The sequence below is a fragment of the Streptomyces sp. NPDC127108 genome (assembly GCF_042677545.1).
Lineage (GTDB): Bacteria > Actinomycetota > Actinomycetes > Streptomycetales > Streptomycetaceae > Streptomyces.
The window spans coordinates 46,684-66,703 of record NZ_JBHXTE010000029.1; the positions used below are offsets into that span (position 1 = coordinate 46,684).

Sequence of the window (20,020 nt, forward strand, 5' to 3'; positions counted from 1 at the left end):
CGGTCACCCCATCGTCGGGATGGTGAAGCTCGCGCCCTCCTTGGCCCCGGAGGGCCAGCGCGAGGTGACGGTCTTGGTGCGGGTGTAGAAGCGGATGGAGTCCGGTCCGTGCTGGTTGAGGTCGCCGAAGCCGGAGCGCTTCCAGCCGCCGAAGGTGTGGTACGCGACGGGTACCGGGATGGGGACGTTGACGCCGACCATGCCGGTGTCGACGCGGCGGGTGAAGTCGCGGGCGGTGTCGCCGTCGCGGGTGAAGAGCGCGACGCCGTTGCCGTAGGGGTGCTCGGTGGGCAGCCGCAGCGCTTCCTCGTAGTCGGCGGCGCGGACGACGGACAGGACCGGGCCGAAGATCTCCTCCTGGTAGATCCGCATGTCCGGGGTGACGCGGTCGAAGAGCGAGGCGCCCGCGAAGAAGCCGCCCTCGTGCCCGGGCAGCTTGAAGTCCCGGCCGTCGACGACGAGTTCGGCGCCCTCCTCGACGCCGAGGTCGACGTAGGAGCGGACGCGGTCGAGGGCGTCGCGGCTCACCAGGGGGCCGAAGTCGGCCTCGGGGTCGTCGGAGCGGCCGATCCGCAGCGCGCCGATGCGGTCCTTGAGGCGGGCCACCAGGGCGTCGGCGGTGGCCTCGCCGACCGGCACGGCCACGGAGATCGCCATGCAGCGCTCGCCCGCCGAGCCGTAACCGGCGCCGATCAGCGCGTCCACGGCCTGGTCGAGGTCCGCGTCCGGCATCACGATCATGTGGTTCTTGGCGCCGCCGAAGCACTGGGCGCGCTTGCCGTGGGCGGCGGCGGTGGCGTAGATGTGCGCGGCGATCGGCGTGGAGCCGACGAAGCCGAGCGCCTCGACGCGCGGGTCCTCCAGGAGGGTGTCGACGGATTCCTTGCCGCCGTTGACGACGTTCAGGACGCCCGGCGGCAGGCCCGCCTCGAGGAAGAGCTCGGCGAGGCGCAACGGCACGGACGGGTCGCGCTCGGACGGCTTGAGGATGAAGGAGTTGCCGCAGGCGATGGCGGGCGCGGCCTTCCACAGGGGGATCATCGCGGGGAAGTTGAACGGCGTGATGCCCGCGACGACGCCGATGGGGCGGCGCAGCGAGTGCACGTCGATGCCGGTCCCGGCGTTGTCGGTGAACTCGCCCTTGAGCAGGTGCGGGATGCCCGCGGCGAACTCCACGACCTCGAGGCCGCGCTGGAGGTCGCCGTGCGCGTCGGCGACGGTCTTGCCGTGCTCGGCCGACAACATCCGGGCCAGCGACTCGCGTTCGCCCTCGACGATCCGCAGGAACCGCAGCAGGACGCGGGCGCGGCGCTGCGGGTTCCACTCGCCCCACTCGCGCTGCGCCTCGGCCGCGTCGGTGATGGCCGCCTCGGTCTCCGCGCGGTTCGCGAGCGGGACGCGGGCCTGTATCTCGCCGGTGTTCGGGTCGTACACGTCGGCCAGCGCGCCCGATGTTCCCGGGATGTGCTTGCCGCCGATGAAGTGGGTCAGTTCACGGACCATGGGGGCCTGCTCTTTCGTCAGGTGGGATCCGGGGACGGGCGCGTCCGACCGGCCGTCGGCGGCGTGCGCGGGCATGCCGGATCGACGGACGGAAGAAGGGGACGCGAACGGCCGGGGGCCGTCAGACAGCGGGGGTTGTCGCTCGCATCGCCGGATCACCAGGGTCGTGGGTGCACACCGGGGCCATGCGTGTCTGCTCCATCCTCGTGGACAACACGGAACACCCCACGGCCGGTATCCTGACTCCCGGATCAGCGCCCGTTCTCCCGCCTTCCCAACGGACTTCTCCGTCAGTGGCGTTGTCTCACGCGAGAACGCACTCCCCGGTCACAGTGGCGGGACCGTGCCGGATTCACACCGGCTTCCCTGCACCGCGGGCTTGTCCACGAACATATACTTGGACGTCCTAGTAAGTCCACACCCGACTGCGCGACCGGCAGGGTTCCGTCATCATCTGACGGTCCGCCACCTCCGCGCGCGACCCGCCGACGCGCCCCCTTGTTTCGTGTACATGACACGCGCAGACTCGTTCCTGCCACGGGACTCGGATGCGGGGGACACAGTGGAACGACTGGGAACGACGGACCCGGAGGAAGTCGGGCAGTACCGGACCATCGCGGAGCTGGGCCGGGGCGGTATGGGACGCGTACTGCTCGGCAGCGCGCCGGACGGCACCCTCGTGGCGCTGAAGCAGGTGCACCAGGAACTCGTCGAGGACGACGGTTTCCGGGCCCGGTTCCGCCGCGAGGTGGACGCCTCCCGCAAGGTGTCCGGGGCGTACACCTCGGCGGTGATCGACGCCGACGCCGACGCGCCGGAACCGTGGCTGACGTCGGAGTTCGTGCCGGGCCCCTCCCTCCAGGAAGCGGTGACGGCCGTCGGCACCCTGCCGGAGGAGGCAGTGCTGCGCATGGCCGTGGGGCTGGCCTCCGCCCTGCGCGACATCCACCGGGCGGGCCTGGTGCACCGGGACCTCAAACCGTCCAACGTGCTCCTCGCCGACGACGGCCCGCGGGTCATCGACTTCGGCGTCGCGCGGGCGACCGACGGCGAGGGCACCACGGAACTCACCCGTTCGGGCTGGCTGGTCGGCTCCCCCGGCTTCATGTCCCCGGAGCAGGCCGAGGGGCTGCCGCCCGGCCCGGCCGGCGATGTGTTCTCCCTGGGCACGGTGCTGGTCATGGCCTGCACGGGCACCTGCCCGTTCGTCGGCCCCTCCGTCCCGCAGACCCTGTACAACGTGGTGCACACGGAGCCCGACCTCAGCGGGCTCCCGGCCAGGATCCGCCCCGTCGTCGCCCGCTGCCTGGCCAAGGACCCGAACGACCGGCCGACCCCGGCCCAGCTCCTCGACGGCCTCGGGCAGCTCACCCCGGCGGCGCGCCCCTGGCCCCTGGAAGTGCACGAGCTGATCGCCGCGCAACAGGCCGAGATCGCCCGGCTCCGGGAGGAGCTGGCCCGCAGGGAAGCCGAACAGGAGGCCGCGGCCCCCGCGACGGAGTCCCCGGCCGGTCCGGGGCACCCCGCCCCGCCGTCCGATTCCGCCCCGTCCCCCCGGAAGTGGCCGCTCGCCGTGGGAGCGCTCGTCGCGGCGACCGTGGGGGCCGTCCTCGTCACCCTCCTCTTCGACCCCGGGGGCGACAGCGACACGGACACCACTTCCCGGCCGCCGCGAGCCACCCCCACGGTCCAGGAGTCGGCCACCGTCCCGGCCTCGGAGCGGCCTCGGCAATCGGCCGGGGCATCGGCCACGCCGCCCGCCCCCGAACCCTCGGAGGCCGCCGAGCCCTCGCCCCGGGTGCCGACGACGGCCGAGGCCCGGCCCAGCACGCGCCCCGCGGCGATCGTCACCTGTGGGGGCAAGCCGCTGTCCAGACCCGCCATGTTCGTCCTGGCGTGCGGCGACGGCGGGATCGGGCTGAAGAAGCTGAAGTGGTCGGACTGGGGCGAGCCCACCGCTCGCGGCACCGGCCAGGGGTGGGAGCGCGTCTGCGAGCCCACGTGCGCGAACGGCCGGGAGGCCGCGTACCCGGCGACGGTGATCCTCACCGGCCTGACCGGAGGACGCTACACGCTCATGCAGGTCAGAGCCCCGCAGTCCCCCGGCGACCGGGTCGTCGACTACACCCTCGATCCGTACGGGCCGACGCGGCGCCTCTGACCGTCCGCGCGCTCCGGCTTCGCCAATCCCTCAGGACTCCCGTGGCCGGTCCGCCCCTCAGGACCCCCATGCCGTGAACGCGCCCCAGTGCACGGCGGACGCGAAGGGGCGCTCGCCGCCCTCCGCCCGCGCGGCGTAGGGCTCGATCAGGGCCGCCAGATGGGGGTGGGAGTCCGTGTACCGGGTGAGGTCGTCCCACGTCAGCCGACGCAGCCAGCGGCGCGCACGGCGAAGCGCCGGCACCGGGGCCTCGCTGCTTGCGAGGCGTTCGTAGAACCGGGTCATCAGCACGGCGGTCGCGAGGTCGTCCACGAGCCACAGGCTGGTCACCGCGCAGGCCGCCCCCGCCTGGAGGAACCCGGCCGGGAGGCCGAGGAACTCGTCGGGGGCGTCGAGGATCGCGTAGTGGCCGGACTGGCAGGCGCTGGCCACCGTAAGGCGGCAGCCGGGCAGTTGGTGCCGGACGAGCGCGTCCATGTCGAGCCTGCCGTCGGCGAGCGCGAGCGAGCCGCCCTCGAACCCGGCGCTCCCGTGACAGCTCAGGTGCAGGTACGAGGCCTCGGCGAGGTGCGAGAGCACCCAGTCGACGGTGGCCTCGTCCCCCACCGCGCAGCTCGCCTCGCCCCAGGACGCGAACAGGGCGCGGATCTCGGCGAGTTCGGTCCGGCTGCCCGGCAGTGAACCGTCGGGGTCGGTGACGGCCACCAGGTGCGGCGGCCCCTCCGGCGGGCGTCCGGAGCGGGCGCGGGTGGCCGCGTAGACGCTCGCGGACGGGGAGACGGTCAGGGTGCCGACGTCGTCGAGCACCTCGTCCGTGCCGGACCCGAGCGGCACGGCGTGCAGCGGTACGAGTCCCAGGAGGCCGGTCGGCACCACGACGGCCTCGCCCCGTGGGTCCTCGGCGAGGAGCCGCGCCAGAGGCCGCACGAGCGGCTCCAGGGCGAGGAGGCGGTCCAGGGCCTCCGGGAGCCTGCGGCGGTAGGTCAGCCGCGGGGCCTGCTGAACGAGCCACAGGCCCGGGGTGTCGTCGTCCGGGTTGTCCAGGTCCATCATCAGGAGCCGGGTCACGGTGATGCTGGTGACCTCGGGGACGGTCACCGCCCGCACGGCGGACCCGTCGGCGGGGACCGTCAGGACATAGCTGCCCCAGGGGGCATTGACCAGGTAGGCGAGCGGCAGTCCGCCCGCGGCGCGGACGATGTCCCGCAGTTCGGTGGTGCGCAGGAAGTCCTCGAAGCCGGGGATGCCCCGGATCTCGTCGACGACGGTGCGCACGGCGCGTTCGGCCTCGGCCTGTTCCCGCACGGCGGGGGCGAGCCCGCCCGGCGTCATGTCCGACGCGTGCGTGACGGCGGACGCGTAGCGTGTCCGCGCGACGCGGTAACGGTCCGCCATGACGGAGTCGACGCGTTCGAGTGCCGCCAGGTCCACCGCACCCCGGCCGGTCACCACCGACAGCTCGCAGGCCAGTCCGCGCTCCAGCGCTTCGACGGCCCGCTCGGGGGCACCGGCCCGCGCCAGCAGGAAGGCGGTCCAGCGGGCAAGCCGGTCGACCTGGACCAGTACGCCGCGGCGGCTCGCGGCCGTGACCTGGGCGTCGAAGAGCGCGTTCACTGCCGTCTGCATGTCCGAGGCCACGTCGGCGGCCTCCTGCCAGCGCTCCGCCTCGGCGTGGGAGTTGAGCAGCTCGCGGGCGATGCTGAGGTGCAGGGTCGGTGCGACCGCGGGCGGTGTCGCGGCGAGCGCGTCCTGGCGCAGCCGGATGCTCCCGGCGTTGTCCGGGCCGTCGATGTGGTCGCCCGCCTGGGCCAGCAGCCAGGCGATGCGACCGGTGTTGAGGAGGCCGGGTCGCGCCCTGCTCAGGTCGAGCGCCGCGGTGGCCGCCGCCCGGGCACCGTGCGCGTCGACGGGGTCGGCGGAGAGCAGCAGGTGGGCCAGGTTGCACTGCATCTGCGCCCACAGGAGGGGGTCGTCGTCCGGGTCGAGATGGTGGAGGGCGTCGCGGTAGCACCGCTCGGCCCGGCCCGCGTCGTCCGGTCCGTCGCGGCGGGAGAGCAGCAGGCCCAGATTGACCAGGGAGTAGGCCCAGTCGACCGGGGAGCGCTCCGGGGACCGTTCCTCCAGTCCGGCCGTGATGCGGTCAATGCCGAGGGTGAGGTCGGTGGCGTCGCCCCCGGGCCGTTCGGCGAGGAGCAGTCCGTAGTTGGTCTGGACGAGGGCCCAGTGCTCGGGGTGCTCGCTCCGGTCCAGGGCGCTCGCGCGGGCCAGCAGGTCGCGGGCCGCCTCCCACACCTCGAGCTGGTCGCCGTCGTCGCGGAAGTAGTGGGCGTTGGCGAGGTTGTTGGCGACCTCCGCCCAGGGCAGGGTGCCCTCGGTCAGTCGGCTCAGGGCGTGTTCGAGGACGTGCACGGCCTCGGTGACGTCGGCTTCGAGTCCGGCGCGGACGGCGTCCACGAGGCGTTCGCCGAGCCGGGCGGCCAGGACGGTCTCCATGTCCTCCTCGCCGAGGTCGGCGGCGAGCTGAAGGGCCTCGCGGGCCACCGGAACGGTCTCCGGGCCTTCGGTTTCCAGGGCCCGGGTGTACAGGTCCTGCAGTCGAGCCCGCAGTTCGGCGCCGAATCGGCCCAGGGACGTGAAGTAGTGGTCCACCGCCGTCTCGTGCGGCGTCCGGCCGTCGCTCAGCTCGTCCAGGAGCAGCTGCCGTCGTTCCAGGATCGAGGCGAGCGGCGTCCCGGCGGCGGCGTGCAGTTCGGCACGGCCCGCGTCGCGCACCGCCGTGTCAGCGGTCAACTCCGGGTACGTACGGAGGAGTTCGGCGAACCCCTCGGGCGGGGTGGCCAGCACGGCGCCCAGCAGTTCGACGATCCGGGTCTCGGCGCGCTCCTCGGCGAGATAACCGAGGAAGCTCCGGTAGTTGTCGGCGGTGGACGTCCCGTCGTTCGGCAGCGCGCGGCAGGCCGCCTCGGGGTCCGTCAGGTCCCGGTCGAGGTCGCGGGCCAGGACCACCGAAAGCAGTCTGCGCGGCAGGGGGATCGCCCGCCCGGCGAAACCGTCGCCCTCAAAGGCACCGGCCTCCTGCGCCTCTTCGAGGAGGGCGACCCCGGAGTCACCGGGGCCGCCCCGGAGCTCCGCCATCGGGAGGGCGATCAGCAGCGGCGCCGTGACGCCGGGCCGCAGGACGAGGAGCGGCGCGTCGTCGACGTACGCCCTCGCCCCGCACTCCGGACAGTCCACCCACGACACGCCCGGACCGGGGGCGTCGAGGATGTCGGCGCGCTCCCGGGCGTCCATGACACGCCACGCCGGAGCGGTCCGCTCCCGGGCGCACTCCTCGCAGCGCCAGCTGTAGGGCATCCGAACCGAGACCGTCACGCTCGCCCCCGTGGTGTTGTACGTCGGCCGCCGTCGAGCCGCCCCCGGCTTCCGGCGAGGACTACTTCCCGCCGCTGAGCCGGGAGAGCAGGGCCGTGAAGACACGGCCCAGCGCCGCGTCCCGCATCGCCCGCTTGTGGATGGTCAGGGCCCACCGTCCCCGCGTGTCCCGCTTCACGACGACCTCCGTCTGCAGCAGCACGACGACCAGGACGGTGACCGAGAGCGCGACGGGGTCGAAGCGCACGTTCGGCTCCTGCGCGAAGTCGACCGCCTCGCTGACCGTCCGCGCCTCACCGTCCCCCAGATCCGCGGCGTACTCCAGCGCGGCGCGGGCCAACTCACCCTCCGTGGCGTCGGCTTGCTCCACTGACGCGTAGGCCGCCACGTCCGCCGCGTCCAGCGCATCCCGCAACTCGGCGTCGTTCCACGGGCACTTCTTCGCGTCCGGCAGCAGACCGCGCTCCTCCACCAGTGCGGTGAGCGCCCGGACGGCAGCTTCGTCGGAGAGCGCCCGGATTCGCCGCTCCAACTGATCTCGACTCGACATGCTCCAATTCTGGCCTCTCCGCGGTCCGCACGGGCGTGATCCCGAGATGCGGGCCGCGGATCGGGAGAAGGAGGGCCGCCCCGGCCCTCCAAGGGCGGCACGCCCCTCCAGGAGCAGCACCTACCCTCCAGGAGCAGCACGACCCTCCAGAAAGCAGTACCGCCCTCCAGGAGCAGCACGGCACCGCTAGCCGTCCAGTTCCTCCCGCAGGACGTCCGCGAGCCCCGCAAGCGCGGCGTCGAGCTGTGGAGCCGCCGCTCCGCCGCCCTGCGCCACCTCGTCCGAGCCACCGCCCCGCCCGCCGAGCAGCCGCTTGACCAGCGCGGACGCGGACAGTCCCGCCGCGCGCCCGGCCTTGTTCACCGCGACGACGAGAACGGGCTTGGCGGCGGTCAGGGCTACGACGGCCACGCCGGGACGCTCCCCGGGCAGCCGTCCGCGCACGTCCAGGGCGAGGGCCCTGGCGGTGCCCGCGTCGCCCTCCGTGGTGGCGGTGACCACGCTCGCGCCCGCCACGTCGACGGCGCGGTCGGCCAGTTCACCCGAGCGGACGGCGAGGGCCGCCTGCCGCAGCCGCTGGTTCTCGCGGTCGGCGGCCTTGAGCCGGTCGAGGAGTCCGGCGATGCGCTCGGGCAGTTCGGCGCGCGGTGCCTGCACCTGCTCGGCGATCCGGGCGACGAGGTCGCGCTCGCGCGCCAGATGGCCGAAGCCCTCGATGCCGACGGCGGCCTCCAGGCGCCGCATGCCCGCACCGACGGACGACTCGGCGGTCAGCGCGACGACGCCGACCTGCGCGGCGTGCTCGACGTGCGTGCCGCCGCACAGTTCGCGCGACCAGGCGCCGCCGATCTCGACGACCCGCACCTGCTCGCCGTACGTCTCGTCGAACAGGGCGAGCGCGCCGAGCTCCTTGGCCTCGGGCAGCGTCATCCAGCGCACCTGGACCGGCGCGTCGCGGCGCAGGGCGCGGTTGGCGGCCTCCTCGACCTCGCTGCGGACGGTGGCGGAGAGGCCGCCGCGCCAGGGGAAGTCGAGGCGCAGATAGCCGGGGCGGTTGTAGGAGCCGGACTGCAGGGCGGTGGGGCCGAGGATCTCGCGGAGGGCGGCGTGCAGGACGTGGGTGCCGGAGTGGGCCTGGCGGGCGCCGAGGCGCCATTCGGGGTCGACGGCGGCGTGCACGGCGTCGCCGACGGCCAGTTCGCCCGCGGTGACGCGGACCTGGTGCACGACGAGGCCGGGCAGCGGGCGCTGCACGTCGAGCACGTCGGCCTCCACGGAGGGGCCGGAGAGGTGTCCCGCGTCGCTGTCCTGACCGCCGGACTCGGCGTAGAACGGGGTGCGGTCGAGGACGGCGGTGACGATCTCGCCGTCGCTCGCCACGGGCACGGGTCCTGCGGGGCCGAGGAGGGCGAGGACGCGGGACTCGGTGGTCAGAGTGTCCCAGGCGCGCCAGTCCGTCGGCCCGTGCTCGGTGAGGACACCGCGCAGCGCCGACGTGTCGACCGCCCCGCCGGACTTGCGGGCGCGGGCGTCCGCGCGGGCCCGTTCGCGCTGCTCGCGCATGAGTGCCGTGAAGCCCTCGCGGTCGACCTCCACGCCCTGTTCGGCGGCCATCTCCAGGGTGAGGTCGATGGGGAAGCCGTAGGTGTCGTGCAGCAGGAAGGCCTGGGCGCCGGGCAGTTGGCGCGCGCCCTCGGCCTTGACCTTGGTGACGGCCGTGTCCAGGACGGTCGTGCCCTGCTTGAGGGTGGCGCGGAAGGCGTCCTCCTCGCCGGCGGCCTGGTCGGCGACGCGGTCGTACGCCGTGCTCACGTCGGGGTAGCTCGGCGCCATGCAGTCGCGGGCGACGGCGAGGAGCTGGGTCAACGCCGGGTCTTCGTGGCCGAGTTGACGCATCGAGCGGACCGCGCGGCGCAGGATGCGACGCAGGACGTAGCCGCGGCCCTCGTTGCCGGGGGCGGTGCCGCCGGTGAGGAGCATCAGGGCCGTGCGGACGTGGTCGGCGACGACACGCAGACGTACGTCGGCCACCGGGTCGGCGCCGTAGCGGACACCCGCGAGGTCGGCGGCCCGGTCGAGGACGGGCCGGGTCTCGTCGATCTCGTACAGGTTGTCGACACCTTGGAGCAGGGTGGCCATGCGCTCCAGGCCCATGCCGGTGTCGATGTTGCGGCGCGGGAGTTCACCGAGGATCGGGTAGCCGGACTTGCCGATGCCCGCGCCGCGCTCGTACTGCATGAAGACGAGGTTCCAGAACTCCATGTACCGGTCCTCGTCGACGGCCGGGCCGCCCGCGCGGCCGAGCGCGGGGCCGCGGTCGTAGTACAGCTCCGAGCAGGGACCGCACGGCCCGGGGACGCCCATGGACCAGAAGTTGTCCTCGTCGCCGCGCGCCACGATCCGCTCGTCGGGCAGGTCCGCGACGCGCCGCCACAGTCCGCGCGACTCGTCGTCGGAGTGGTGCACGGTCACCCAGATCTTCGCCGGGTCGAGTCCGTAGCCGCCGTCCGCGACGGGGCGGGTGCTCAGGTCCCAGGCGAAGGTGATGGCCTCTTCCTTGAAGTAGTCCCCGAAGGAGAAGTTGCCGTTCATCTGGAAGAAGGAGCCGTGCCGCGTGGTCTTGCCGACCTCCTCGATGTCGAGGGTGCGCACGCACTTCTGCACGCTGGTCGCCCGCGGCCAGGGCGGCTCGGCCTCGCCCGTCAGATAGGGCTTGAACGGCACCATGCCCGCGTTGACGAAGAGCAGCGTCGGGTCGGGCGTCGGCAGCGGGGCGCTGGGGACGACGGTGTGACCGCGCTCGGCGAAGAAGTCCAGGAAGCGGGTGCGGATGTCGGCGGTGCGCAAGGGGTGCTCCGGGCGGGGCTCAAGGGGCTACAGGGACGGTGGGAAGTGGGGGGTTGGGGGCCGCGGGATCTGCTGGGACCGCGGGCTGTTGGGGCTCTGGGGCTACGCGGGCGGGAAGGTGTCGGGGCCCGCGGGGTGGCGCGGGCCGAGGAAGACGGCCGTGCCGTATCCGTTCGGCGCGGGATGCGTGGCCTGTCGCCAGCCGAGCCGCTCGTAGAAACGGACGGTCGCGTCGGCCTTGACGGACGTGAGCAGCCAGCAGCGCCCGCCGGGCGCGTCGCGCGTGACCTCTTCGAGGAGCGTACGGCCGAGGCCGCGGCCGTGCGCGCCGGGCGTGACGGCGAGTTCGTCGACCTCCAGGCCGCCGCACAGCCACGCGGCGGTGCGCTCGGCGCCGAGGGCGGCGCTGACGCGCGGGTAGGAACGCGTGGCCGGCAGCGGGGTCTCGGACGTCCAGGCGGTGGCGAAGCCGAGCACGCGGTCGCCGTCGAGGGCCACCGCGGCGGTGAAGCCCGGGCGGTCCGTGTCGCCCGCGAGTCGTTCCAGGTAGACGTCCGCTTCCGCGGGGTCGGAGTTCCACGGCGGCTCGGCGAAGGCCTCGGCGTAGACCTGCCGGATGCCGTCGCGGTGGGTGAGCAGGTCGGGGCCCGGCAGGCGGCGCACGAGGGTGTCGGTCATCAGGCGACCCTCGCGAACGTCGTCGTGGGGTGCAGCGCCGCGTACTCCAGGGGCGCGGACGGGTCGATCGACACGTCGAGGGGCGCCGGTGCGGCGCCCGCGCGGACCAGCAGGTCACCGACGGCGGCGATCATCGCTCCGTTGTCGGTGCACAGGCCGAGCGGCGGGACGCGCAGGGTGATCCCGGCCGCCCGGCAGCGCTCCTCGGCGAGGGCCCGCACCCGGGAGTTGGCGGCGACGCCGCCGACCACGACGAGGGTGTCCACGCCGTGTGCGGCGCAGGCGGCGACGGCCTTGCGGGTCAGGACGTCGGCGATGGCCTCCTGGAGCGCGGCGGCGCCGTCGGCGACCGGCAGGTCGCCGTCCGCGTGGCCCTCGGCCCAGCGTGCGGCGGCGGTCTTCAGGCCGGAGAAGGAGAAGGCGTACGGGTCGTCGCCGGGGCCGGTCAGCGGGCGCGGGAACACCACGGCGTCCGCGGCGCCGGAGCGCGCCGCACGGTCGACGGCGGGCCCGCCCGGGTAGGGCAGCCCGAAGACGCGGGCCACCTTGTCGAAGCACTCGCCCGCCGCGTCGTCCAGGGTGTCGCCGAGGTGCGCGATCGGGTCGCGGGCGAGGTCCCGGACGAGCAGCAGCGAGGTGTGGCCGCCGGAGACGATCAGGACGACGCAGGGGTCGGGCAGCGGGCCGTGCTCCAGGGTGTCGGCGGCGACGTGCCCGGCGAGGTGGTGCACTCCGTACAGCGGTACGTCCAGGGCGTAGGCGAGGGACTTCGCCCCGGCGAGGCCGACCTGGAGGGCGCCCGACAGGCCGGGGCCCGTGGTCACGGCGACCGCGCCGATGTCGCCGAGGCGCAGGCCCGCCGTGTCCAGGGCGCGGCGGACGACCGGGGTCAGCGCGTGCACGTGGGCGCGGGCGGCGATCTCGGGGACGACGCCGCCGTAGCGGGCGTGCTCGTCCATGCTCGACGCGACCGCGTGCCCGAGCAGGCGCCCGTCGCGGACGAGACCGGCGCCGGTCTCGTCGCAGGACGACTCGATGCCGAGCACGATCGGGGAGGCGCTCATGAGGGTTCTCCCGGCGCCGACGCCCACGCTGAGACCGCGGCCAGCCCCAGACCCAGCCCCAACCCCGACGCCGACCTCGGCACCGGCTCCCCCGCTGCCGACGTCACTCGGCTTCCGTCTCGCATCCGTCCTCGCCCCGCCTTCCCTCTGGCTCGCACCCGTCGCTCACCAGCACGTACTGCCCATGATCGGCCCCTACTGCCCCTCAATAGTAGTTGCAACCAATGTGCAATAAGGGTCGGACCCCAGGACCTCCTCAGTCCCGGGCGCTCCGGTCGAGCGCCGTCTCCACCAGGTGGCGCGCGTACTCCGCCGACAGGCCGTCGGGCCGGAACAGGATGCGGTACATGACCGGTGCGACCACGTGGTCCATGACCGCCTCGCGCGCCGGGAGCCCGTCCTCGCCGCGCTCGCGGGCGCGGTCGAGGACGAGGTCGACCTGCGCGGCGGCGTAGGCGGAGCACTGGCCCGCGTTGCCGCCGTCCGGGTCGCCGAGGAGCGCGTCCCGGATGTAGGCGCGGCCCGCGGTGGACGACATCTCGTCGAGGAACTGCTCGGCCCAGGCCGTGAGGTCGGCGCGCAGGGCGCCGTGGTCGGCGGGTTCCGTGTCGGGCCGCAGCCGTTCGACGGCCACGTCCGACAGGAGTTCCTGGAGGTCGCCCCAGCGGCGGTAGATCGTCGACGGGGTGACCCCGGCCCGCGCGGCGACCAGCGGGACGGTGAGCGCCGCGCGGCCCTGCTCGGCCTCGAGATCGCGGACGGCGGCGTGCACGGACGCCTGCACGCGGGCGCTGCGGCCGCCGGGGCGGGCCATGGGCTTGGGACTCATCCCGTCACCTTAACGCTAATTTCTAGCTTCTACGCTGGCGAGCGCACGGGGTCCCCCGGCATCGGGGCGGGCCCTTCAGGAGTCCCCGCAGTCACCGCCCCGCCCGAAGGGCACCCTCGTCCGGTGCGAGCCGCCCCGCGTCCGTCCGCGTCGCCTCGTACGCGCGCCCGACCCGCAGCACCGTCCCCTCCCCCAGCGGCCGGCCGATCAGCTGCATGCCGACGGGCAGGCCGCCCTCGCCCTGCCCGACGGGCACGGTCAGTGCCGGTACGCCCGTGATGTTCGCGGGCGCGGACAGGCGTACGTAGCTGTCGGACACGCTCTCCACGGAACCGTCGGCCCATTGCACGGACTGCTGCCCCACGGGTGCGGCGGTCAGCGGCACGGAGGGTGCGACGACTACATCGACCTCGGCGAGGAGTCGCGCCCAGGCCCGCCGCATCAGGGTGCGGGCGCGCTGGGCGCGCAAGTAGTCCCCGGCGAGTAGGAGTTCACCCGCCTCAAGGAGGACACGCACGTCGGGGGCGTACAGCTCGGGCGTCGCGCGGAGCGTCCCCTCGTGGTACGCGGTGGCCTCGGGGACCATCAGGCCCCACTGGACCGCCTGGACGTAGCGGGACATGGGGATGTCCACGTCGACGAGTCGGGCCCCGAGCTCGCGCAGCCGGTCGACGGCGTCGCGCACGGCGGACTCGACGCCGGGAGCGACGCGGTCGAAGTAGTACGTGCGCGGGACGCCCACGCGCAGTCCGGTCAAGTCGCTCTCGCCGTACGGGGGGTACGGCTCGCGGGGCACCGTGAGGCTGGCCGGGTCGCGCGGGTCGTGGCCGGTCAGGGCGGCGAGGACGAGGGCGGCGTCGTCGACGGTGCGGGTGACGGGGCCGACGTGGTCGAGGGACCATGACAGCGAGGTCACGCCGTGCCGGGGCACCAGGCCGTACGTCGGCTTGAGTCCGACGACGCCGTTGAGGGCGGCGGGGACCCGGATGGAGCCGCCGGTGTCGGTACCGATGGCGAAGGTGGCCGCGCCGGACGCGACGGCGACGGCGGAGCCGCCGCTCGATCCGCCCGCGACGCGGCCCGCGTCCCAGGCGTTCCGGGTCTGCGGGGTCGTCAGGCCGTAGGCGAACTCGTGGGTGTGGGTCTTGCCGAGGAGGACGGCGCCCGCGTCCGTGAGGCGGGCGGCGACGGTGCTGTCCTCGTCGGCCATGTGGTCGGCCCGGACGGCCGAACTCGCGGTCGTGGGCTGCCCCTTGACGTCGATGAGGTCCTTGAGGCCCATCGGGACGCCGTGCAGCGGGCCCCGGTGGCGCCCCGCGGCGATCTCGGCCGCGGCCTCGGCGGCGGCGCGTCGCGCCTCGTCCGCCCGCAGGCCGACGAAGGCGTGCAGTCGGCCCTCGACGGCCTGGGCGCGCTCCAGGACGGACTCGGTGAGCTCGACGGGGGACAGTTCCTTCGCGCGGATCGCCGCCGCCGCGTCGGCGAGGGTCAGCTCAAACGGTCGCATCGGACACCTCCGAGGCGATCAGGTCCACCGCATAGGCGGAGGCGGGCGGCACATCACCGAAGTCCAGTTCGCGCAGGGTGGCGACGACGGCCTGGATGTGGTTCGCGGTGGCGGTCACGACGTCCAGGCGCTCGCCTTCCAGGGGGAGTCCGGCGCGACGGGCCCACTGGGCGGCTTCCTGGGGGGTGAGGTCGGCGGGCGCGGGGGCCTCGGGGGGCATGGGTTCCTCCGGATCTGAGGCGGAGCCCCTCCGGGCGCCGCAAAAGCTAACCGCTTGCGTTAGTGGACAGTAGCCCCTAACGTCACTTAACGCAAAGGGATTGCTTTTAGTGATTCGCCGCCCGCCCGAAAGGCCCGCCATGCCTCCGCTGCCCCCGCCGCCCGCCACCTGGAACCTCGGCGGCATCACCGCCCACCGCGTCGACGAGGTGGCGCTCCCGCCCGAGACGGGCCCCTGGCTGCTGCCCGCCGCCACCCCGGACGTCGTCGCCGACGCCCCGTGGCTGCGCCCCGACTTCGCCGACGACGCGGGCACGCTCCACCTCAGCAGCCACAGCTTCGCGATCACCCTCGGCGGGCGCCGCATACTCGTCGACACGGGCATCGGCAACGGCAAGGAGCGTGCCAACCCGGCCTGGCACGACCTCGACACCGACTATCTGGACCGCCTGACCCGCGCCGGATTCGCACCCGACTCCGTCGACCTGGTCGTCCTCACTCACCTCCACGCCGACCACGTCGGCTGGAACACCCGCATGGAAGGCGGCAGTTGGGTGCCCACCTTCCCCAACGCCCGCTACCTCACCACCCGGACGGAATGGGACCACTGGGCGGCGGCGGACATGGAGCCGTCCCGGCGCCAGATGTTCCTCGACTCCGTCCACCCGATCCGGGACGCGGGCCTGCTCGACCTGGTCGACGTCTCGGCGGGCCCGGTCGAGGTCGCCCCGGGCCTGCGCCTCCTCCCCGCCCCCGGCCACACACCCGGCCAGGTCGCCGTCGAGCTGCGCGGTGACGACCGGACCGCCCTGATCACCGGCGACGCCGTCCACCACCCCGTCCAGCTGGCCAGGCCCGACATCGGCTCCTGCGTGGACATCGACCCCGCCCTCGCCGAGCGCACCCGGCGCGCCCTGCTCGCCTCGGTGGCGGACACCGACACCGTGCTGCTGGGCAGCCACTTCGCCGCTCCGACGGCGGGGCGGGTCGCCACCCAGGACGGCACACGCCTCCCGAACTCCACGTTCCGCTTCAACTCCGCATTGGCCCAGACCTATTGACGAAAGGTCTATACCTACTTACCGTCTGCCGCATCACGTCCCATCCGTAGCAAGGCCTCCCCGAGGGAGCACGCCATGATCGGTCGGTCGGTACGTCTGTTGGGAGCGGCCATCGCGCTGGCCTTCGCGGCGCAGCTGCCGGCCGCCGCGGCGCCGGACGCGCCCAGCGCGCCCAGGGCTCCGCAGGCGGACACCTGCGCGGTGAAGTCGAAACCCGCGGGCAAGGTGCTGCAGGGGTACTGGGAGAACTGGGACGGTGCCTCGAACGGCGTGCATCCGCCGTTCGGCTGGACCCCGATCACCGACTCCCGCATCGGCGCCCACGGCTACAACGTGATCAACGCCGCCTTCCCGGTGATCCGTTCCGACGGCACCGTGCTGTGGGAGGACGGCATGGACTCCACCGTGAAGGTGGCGACGCCCGCCGAGATGTGCCAGGCCAAGGCGAACGGCGCCACCATCCTGATGTCCATCGGCGGCGCGACGGCCGGGATCGACCTCAGCTCCAGCAAGGTCGCGGACCGCTTCGTCGAGACGATCGTGCCGATCCTGAAGAAGTACAACTTCGACGGGATCGACATCGACATCGAGACCGGCCTGGTCGGCAGCGGCAACATCAACCAGCTGTCGCCGTCCCAGTCCAACCTCATCCGCATCATCGACGGCGTGCTCGCCCAGATGCCGTCCGACTTCGGCCTGACGATGGCCCCGGAGACGGCCTACGTCACCGGCGGCAGCGTGGTGTACGGCTCGATCTGGGGCGCGTACCTGCCGATCGTCAAGAAGTACGCGGACAACGGCCGCCTGTGGTGGCTCAACATGCAGTACTACAACGGCAGCATGTACGGCTGCTCCGGCGACTCCTACTCCGCGGGCACCGTCCAGGGCTTCGTCGCGCAGACCGACTGCCTCAACAAGGGCCTGGTCATCCAGGGCACGACCATCAAGGTCCCCTACGACAAGCAGGTGCCCGGCCTGCCCGCCCAGCCGGGCGCGGGCGGCGGCCACATGTCGCCCGGCCTGGTGAGCCAGGCCTGGCGGAACTACAACGGCGCCCTGAAGGGCCTGATGACCTGGTCGATCAACTGGGACGGGTCGAAGGGGTGGACCTTCGGGGACAACGTGAAGGCGCTGCAAGGGCGTTGATGCACTGCGGTCTAGCTTGACCGGTGGGTCGACCGGCGGTCGGGGCCAGGCTCCGGCCGCCGGTCGCGTGTGCGTACGCCTGGCGGCGGGCGGGGTCCTGGCGCCGTATGTGGTCCCTGCGTCGTGTGTGGTCTCTGCGGCGTATGTGATCTCTGCGTCATGTGTGGCCCGTGCTCACCTTGTGTTCCCGCGTTCCGCGTCAAGGACGCGTCATGACTGCGCCGTCGCGCGTCAGGCCCCCGCCAACGCGGGCCGTGCGCGGGCCCGGCGGGGCGTGTCCTGGTGGCTCGGAGTCCGTGGGGCAGACCACGGGGGTGTACGGCGAGGTGGTCGGCGATGGACGGTGGCGAGGAGCAGACGCGTGGACGGCTGCCGGGAGAGCGGCGGGTCGTCGTCGGCGTGAGCGGCTCGCTGGGCAGCCTCACCGCGCTGCACCGGGGCGCCGACGAGGCACGCCGCACCGGCGCGGTACTCGTGGCCGTGCTCGCCTGGGTGCCGCCCGGCGGTGAACTGGCGCACCGGAAGGCGGCGTTCCCGCCGCCGGAGGACGCGCTGCGGCGCGCGGCGGCGGAGCGGCTGCTCGGTGCCGTCGACGACGCCTTCGGGGCCGACGGTCCTGGCATCCCCTGGGAGGGCTTCGTCGTGCGCGGCACGCCCGGGCCCGCCCTGGTGGAGAGTGCCGACCGGCCCGGGGACGTGCTGGTCATCGGCGCGGGGCGGCGCGGCGGGGTGCGTCATGTGCTGTTCCCGAACGTGGTCCGGTACTGCGTGGCGCACGCCTGCTGCCCGGTGCTCGCGGTGCCGCCCTCGCCGCTGCAGAGCGAACTGGCCGCCGTCCACCGCCGCCTCGGGCGCCGTCGGACGCTCCTCGCGAGGGATCTGACTGAGGGCAGGGCTTAGCTTCGAGACGAGCGCAACCCCGTCAGCGTCGCGTTACGGCGGCCCCCCTCGGCGTCAAGCACCCGTATGCGCGGTGGCCGGGCCCCCGACCAGCGGGCATAGCGTCACCGGCAGCACGAACGGCCACCCGGCCGGACGGCGCACATCACCATCTGCGAGGAGCACCACCATGTCTCCACTCGACCCCGCCGAGGACCCGGAGCCTTCCGAACCCGGACCGGCCGGACCCCAGCTCGTTCTCTGCGTACCCGTCCGGTCGGGCACCACGGGCTGTTCGGCCCGGTTCTTCCGCACCCCCCTGGGGGAGCGCACGGCCGTCGGCTTCACCTCCGAGGCACAGCTCACCGCCACACTCGGCGCGGGGCAACCCTGGATCCGGCTCGCCGAGCCCGCGCTGCGCGCCCTCGCCGCGCCTCTGGGCGTCACCACGGTCACCGTCGACCCCCAGCTCTCCGCGCCGGCCGTCGCGCCCGCCCCGAACACCCTGAATACCCTGAACTCCCTCAACATCCTGCAAGCCCTGAACGGCTGAGGAGGCGTCATGACTGTTTCCGTGGCTTCCACCCCGGCCCTCGGGCCGGACGCGTCCACCGGCTCCTCCGCCGACCGCGACGGCCTCTCCGTGTGGCCCCGCTCGGCCACCGCCGCCGCCGACGCCGACGTCCTCGTCGGCGGGGTCTCGCTGACGGAGGCCGCCGACCGTTTCGGCACCCCCGTCTACGTACTCGACGAGTCGGAGGTCCGCGAGCGCTGCCGCAGCTACCGGACCGCCTTCCCCGAGGCCGACATCGTCTACGCCGCCAAGGCGTTCCTGTGCCGCGCCATGGTGCGCTGGGTGCAGGAGGAGGGCCTGGGGCTCGACGTGTGCTCGGCCGGTGAGCTGGCGCTCGCCGCCGCCACCGGGTTCCCGCCCGAGAGGATCGTGATGCACGGCAACGCCAAGAGCCCGGAGGACCTGGGGTCCGCCGTGCGCCTCGGCGTCGGCCGGATCGTGGTCGACAGCACCTCGGAGATCGCACGCCTGGCCGCGATCGTGCCCGTGGGCTCCCGCCAGCAGGTCATGGTGCGGGTGGTGCCGGGCATCGCCGCGGGCGGGCACACCAAGGTGCAGACCGGGACCGAGGACCAGAAGTTCGGCCTGTCGATCACCGACGGCTCCGCGCAGCACGCCGTCGCCCGGGTCCTGGCCCAGCCCCGCCTCGAACTCGTCGGTCTGCACTGCCACATCGGCTCGCAGATCACCGCCGTCAAGCCCTACCTCGCCGCGGTGCGCCGCATGACCGGTCTGCTCGCCCGCATCCGCGACCAGCACGGCGTCCAGCTCCCCCAGCTGAACATCGGCGGCGGCCACGGCATCGCCTACCGCCCCGGCGAGGACACCCTCGACGTGTCGGTGCTCGCGGGCCGGGTGCGCGCCGAGCTGGAGGAGGGCTGCCACCGCGCCGACCTGACCGTGCCCCGGCTCACACTGGAGCCGGGCCGCGCGGTGGTGGGCCCCGCAGGAGTCGTCGTCTACCGGGTGCTGTCGGTGAAGCGCACGGGCTCGCGCACCTTCGTGGCCGTCGACGGCGGCATGAGCGACAACCCGCGGCCCGCCCTGTACGGGGTGCGCTACTCGCCCCGCCTCATCGGCAGGCACTCGGTGGCGCCACCCGACCTCGTCACGGTGGTCGGCCGGCACTGCGAGGCCGGTGACGTCCTCGCGGACGACGTGCCGCTGCCCGGGGACGTACGGCCCGGTGATCTGATCGCCGTGCCCGCGGCCGGGGCGTACCACCTGTCGATGGCCTCGGGCTACAACCTCGTCGGCCGCCCCCCGGTGGTCGCCGCGGCGAACGGGATCGCGCGCACACTGGTGCGCCGGGAGTCCCTCGACGACATGAGCCGCAGGGACGTCGGCCTCTAGCCCGCCGCCCGCACACCCCGCCCTCCGCCGACCCCCTCCGCCTGACGGTCGTCGGGGTTGGTGCAGCGCGTCGCCGTCTCCGCAGCTGTGCCGTCGTCCCCCGTCGGGCGACGGCACTTCTGCGTGTCCGGCAGCGGTTCGCCACGCTGTGCGTCGGCGGCTGCTACGGCCGTGTGAACACCGTGTGGCAGGGTCCCCGGCGGCGCCCCGGGGCCGTTGACGGGGTCGAAAGTCCGGTGCTCAACTGTTCGCATGTTCCCTTCACTGCCGCTGGTCT

The 20,020-nt window shown here is 73.7% G+C and carries 15 protein-coding genes and 1 riboswitch; of the genes, 6 read left to right on the forward strand and 9 right to left on the reverse strand.

What is annotated here, in order from left to right; translation table 11 throughout:
* Positions 1-3: 3 nt before the first annotated feature.
* On the reverse strand, positions 4-1,503 hold the full coding sequence (locus tag ACFVHO_RS24480) for a CoA-acylating methylmalonate-semialdehyde dehydrogenase (RefSeq protein ID WP_385718538.1): 1,500 nt from the start codon (positions 1,501-1,503) through the stop codon (positions 4-6).
* A 211-nt stretch (positions 1,504-1,714) separates the two neighbouring features.
* Positions 1,715-1,894, reverse strand: a riboswitch (cobalamin riboswitch).
* A gap of 171 nt (positions 1,895-2,065) precedes the next feature.
* Between ACFVHO_RS24480 and ACFVHO_RS24485 the strand changes: the two genes are divergently transcribed.
* A complete protein-coding gene (locus ACFVHO_RS24485; RefSeq protein ID WP_385718369.1) occupies positions 2,066-3,664 on the forward strand; it encodes a protein kinase in 1,599 nt (532 codons plus the stop codon).
* Between the two features lie 57 nt (positions 3,665-3,721).
* Here ACFVHO_RS24485 and ACFVHO_RS24490 read toward each other — a convergent pair whose 3' ends face one another.
* From ACFVHO_RS24490 to ACFVHO_RS24525, 8 genes are all read right to left on the reverse strand, one after another.
* Positions 3,722-7,036: a CHAT domain-containing protein gene (locus tag ACFVHO_RS24490; RefSeq protein ID WP_385718371.1), complete on the reverse strand. Its 3,315-nt coding sequence runs from the start codon at positions 7,034-7,036 to the stop codon at positions 3,722-3,724.
* A gap of 61 nt (positions 7,037-7,097) precedes the next feature.
* Positions 7,098-7,586, reverse strand: coding sequence for a hypothetical protein (locus ACFVHO_RS24495; RefSeq protein WP_385718374.1), 489 nt, complete (start codon positions 7,584-7,586; stop codon positions 7,098-7,100).
* Positions 7,587-7,772: 186 nt separating this feature from the next.
* On the reverse strand, positions 7,773-10,433 hold the full coding sequence (gene alaS / locus ACFVHO_RS24500) for an alanine--tRNA ligase (protein ID WP_385718377.1): 2,661 nt from the start codon (positions 10,431-10,433) through the stop codon (positions 7,773-7,775).
* A gap of 102 nt (positions 10,434-10,535) precedes the next feature.
* Complete coding sequence (locus tag ACFVHO_RS24505; RefSeq protein ID WP_385718379.1) at positions 10,536-11,111, reverse strand: GNAT family N-acetyltransferase; 576 nt, start codon at positions 11,109-11,111, stop codon at positions 10,536-10,538.
* Complete coding sequence (tsaD, locus tag ACFVHO_RS24510) at positions 11,111-12,175, reverse strand: tRNA (adenosine(37)-N6)-threonylcarbamoyltransferase complex transferase subunit TsaD (RefSeq protein WP_385718381.1); 1,065 nt, start codon at positions 12,173-12,175, stop codon at positions 11,111-11,113. The genes ACFVHO_RS24505 and tsaD overlap by 1 nt, the downstream gene beginning before the upstream one ends.
* 256 nt (positions 12,176-12,431) lie before the next feature.
* Positions 12,432-13,004: a TetR/AcrR family transcriptional regulator gene (locus ACFVHO_RS24515; protein ID WP_385718383.1), complete on the reverse strand. Its 573-nt coding sequence runs from the start codon at positions 13,002-13,004 to the stop codon at positions 12,432-12,434.
* A gap of 91 nt (positions 13,005-13,095) precedes the next feature.
* Entirely contained in the window at positions 13,096-14,511 is a 1,416-nt protein-coding gene (locus ACFVHO_RS24520; RefSeq protein ID WP_385718386.1) for an amidase, read from the reverse strand.
* The gene (locus ACFVHO_RS24525) at positions 14,498-14,731 is read right to left on the reverse strand and encodes a hypothetical protein (RefSeq protein ID WP_385718389.1); all 234 of its coding nucleotides are present in this window, start codon (positions 14,729-14,731) and stop codon (positions 14,498-14,500) included. The genes ACFVHO_RS24520 and ACFVHO_RS24525 overlap by 14 nt, the downstream gene beginning before the upstream one ends.
* 139 nt (positions 14,732-14,870) lie before the next feature.
* Between ACFVHO_RS24525 and ACFVHO_RS24530 the strand changes: the two genes are divergently transcribed.
* The 5 genes from ACFVHO_RS24530 (at position 14,871) to lysA (ending at position 19,743) form a co-directional block, all read left to right on the forward strand.
* Positions 14,871-15,791 carry an MBL fold metallo-hydrolase gene (locus ACFVHO_RS24530; RefSeq protein WP_385718392.1) on the forward strand — a complete coding sequence of 307 codons (921 nt, stop codon included), beginning with the start codon at positions 14,871-14,873 and terminating at the stop codon, positions 15,789-15,791.
* 75 nt (positions 15,792-15,866) lie between these two features.
* Positions 15,867-16,937: a chitinase gene (locus tag ACFVHO_RS24535; protein ID WP_385718395.1), complete on the forward strand. Its 1,071-nt coding sequence runs from the start codon at positions 15,867-15,869 to the stop codon at positions 16,935-16,937.
* 336 nt (positions 16,938-17,273) lie between these two features.
* The gene (locus ACFVHO_RS24540; protein WP_385718397.1) at positions 17,274-17,837 is read left to right on the forward strand and encodes a universal stress protein; all 564 of its coding nucleotides are present in this window, start codon (positions 17,274-17,276) and stop codon (positions 17,835-17,837) included.
* Positions 17,838-18,006: 169 nt separating this feature from the next.
* Complete coding sequence (locus tag ACFVHO_RS24545) at positions 18,007-18,369, forward strand: SAV_915 family protein (protein ID WP_385718400.1); 363 nt, start codon at positions 18,007-18,009, stop codon at positions 18,367-18,369.
* Positions 18,370-18,378: 9 nt separating this feature from the next.
* Positions 18,379-19,743, forward strand: coding sequence for a diaminopimelate decarboxylase (gene lysA, locus ACFVHO_RS24550; protein WP_385718403.1), 1,365 nt, complete (start codon positions 18,379-18,381; stop codon positions 19,741-19,743).
* The last annotated feature ends 277 nt before the right edge of the window (positions 19,744-20,020 follow it).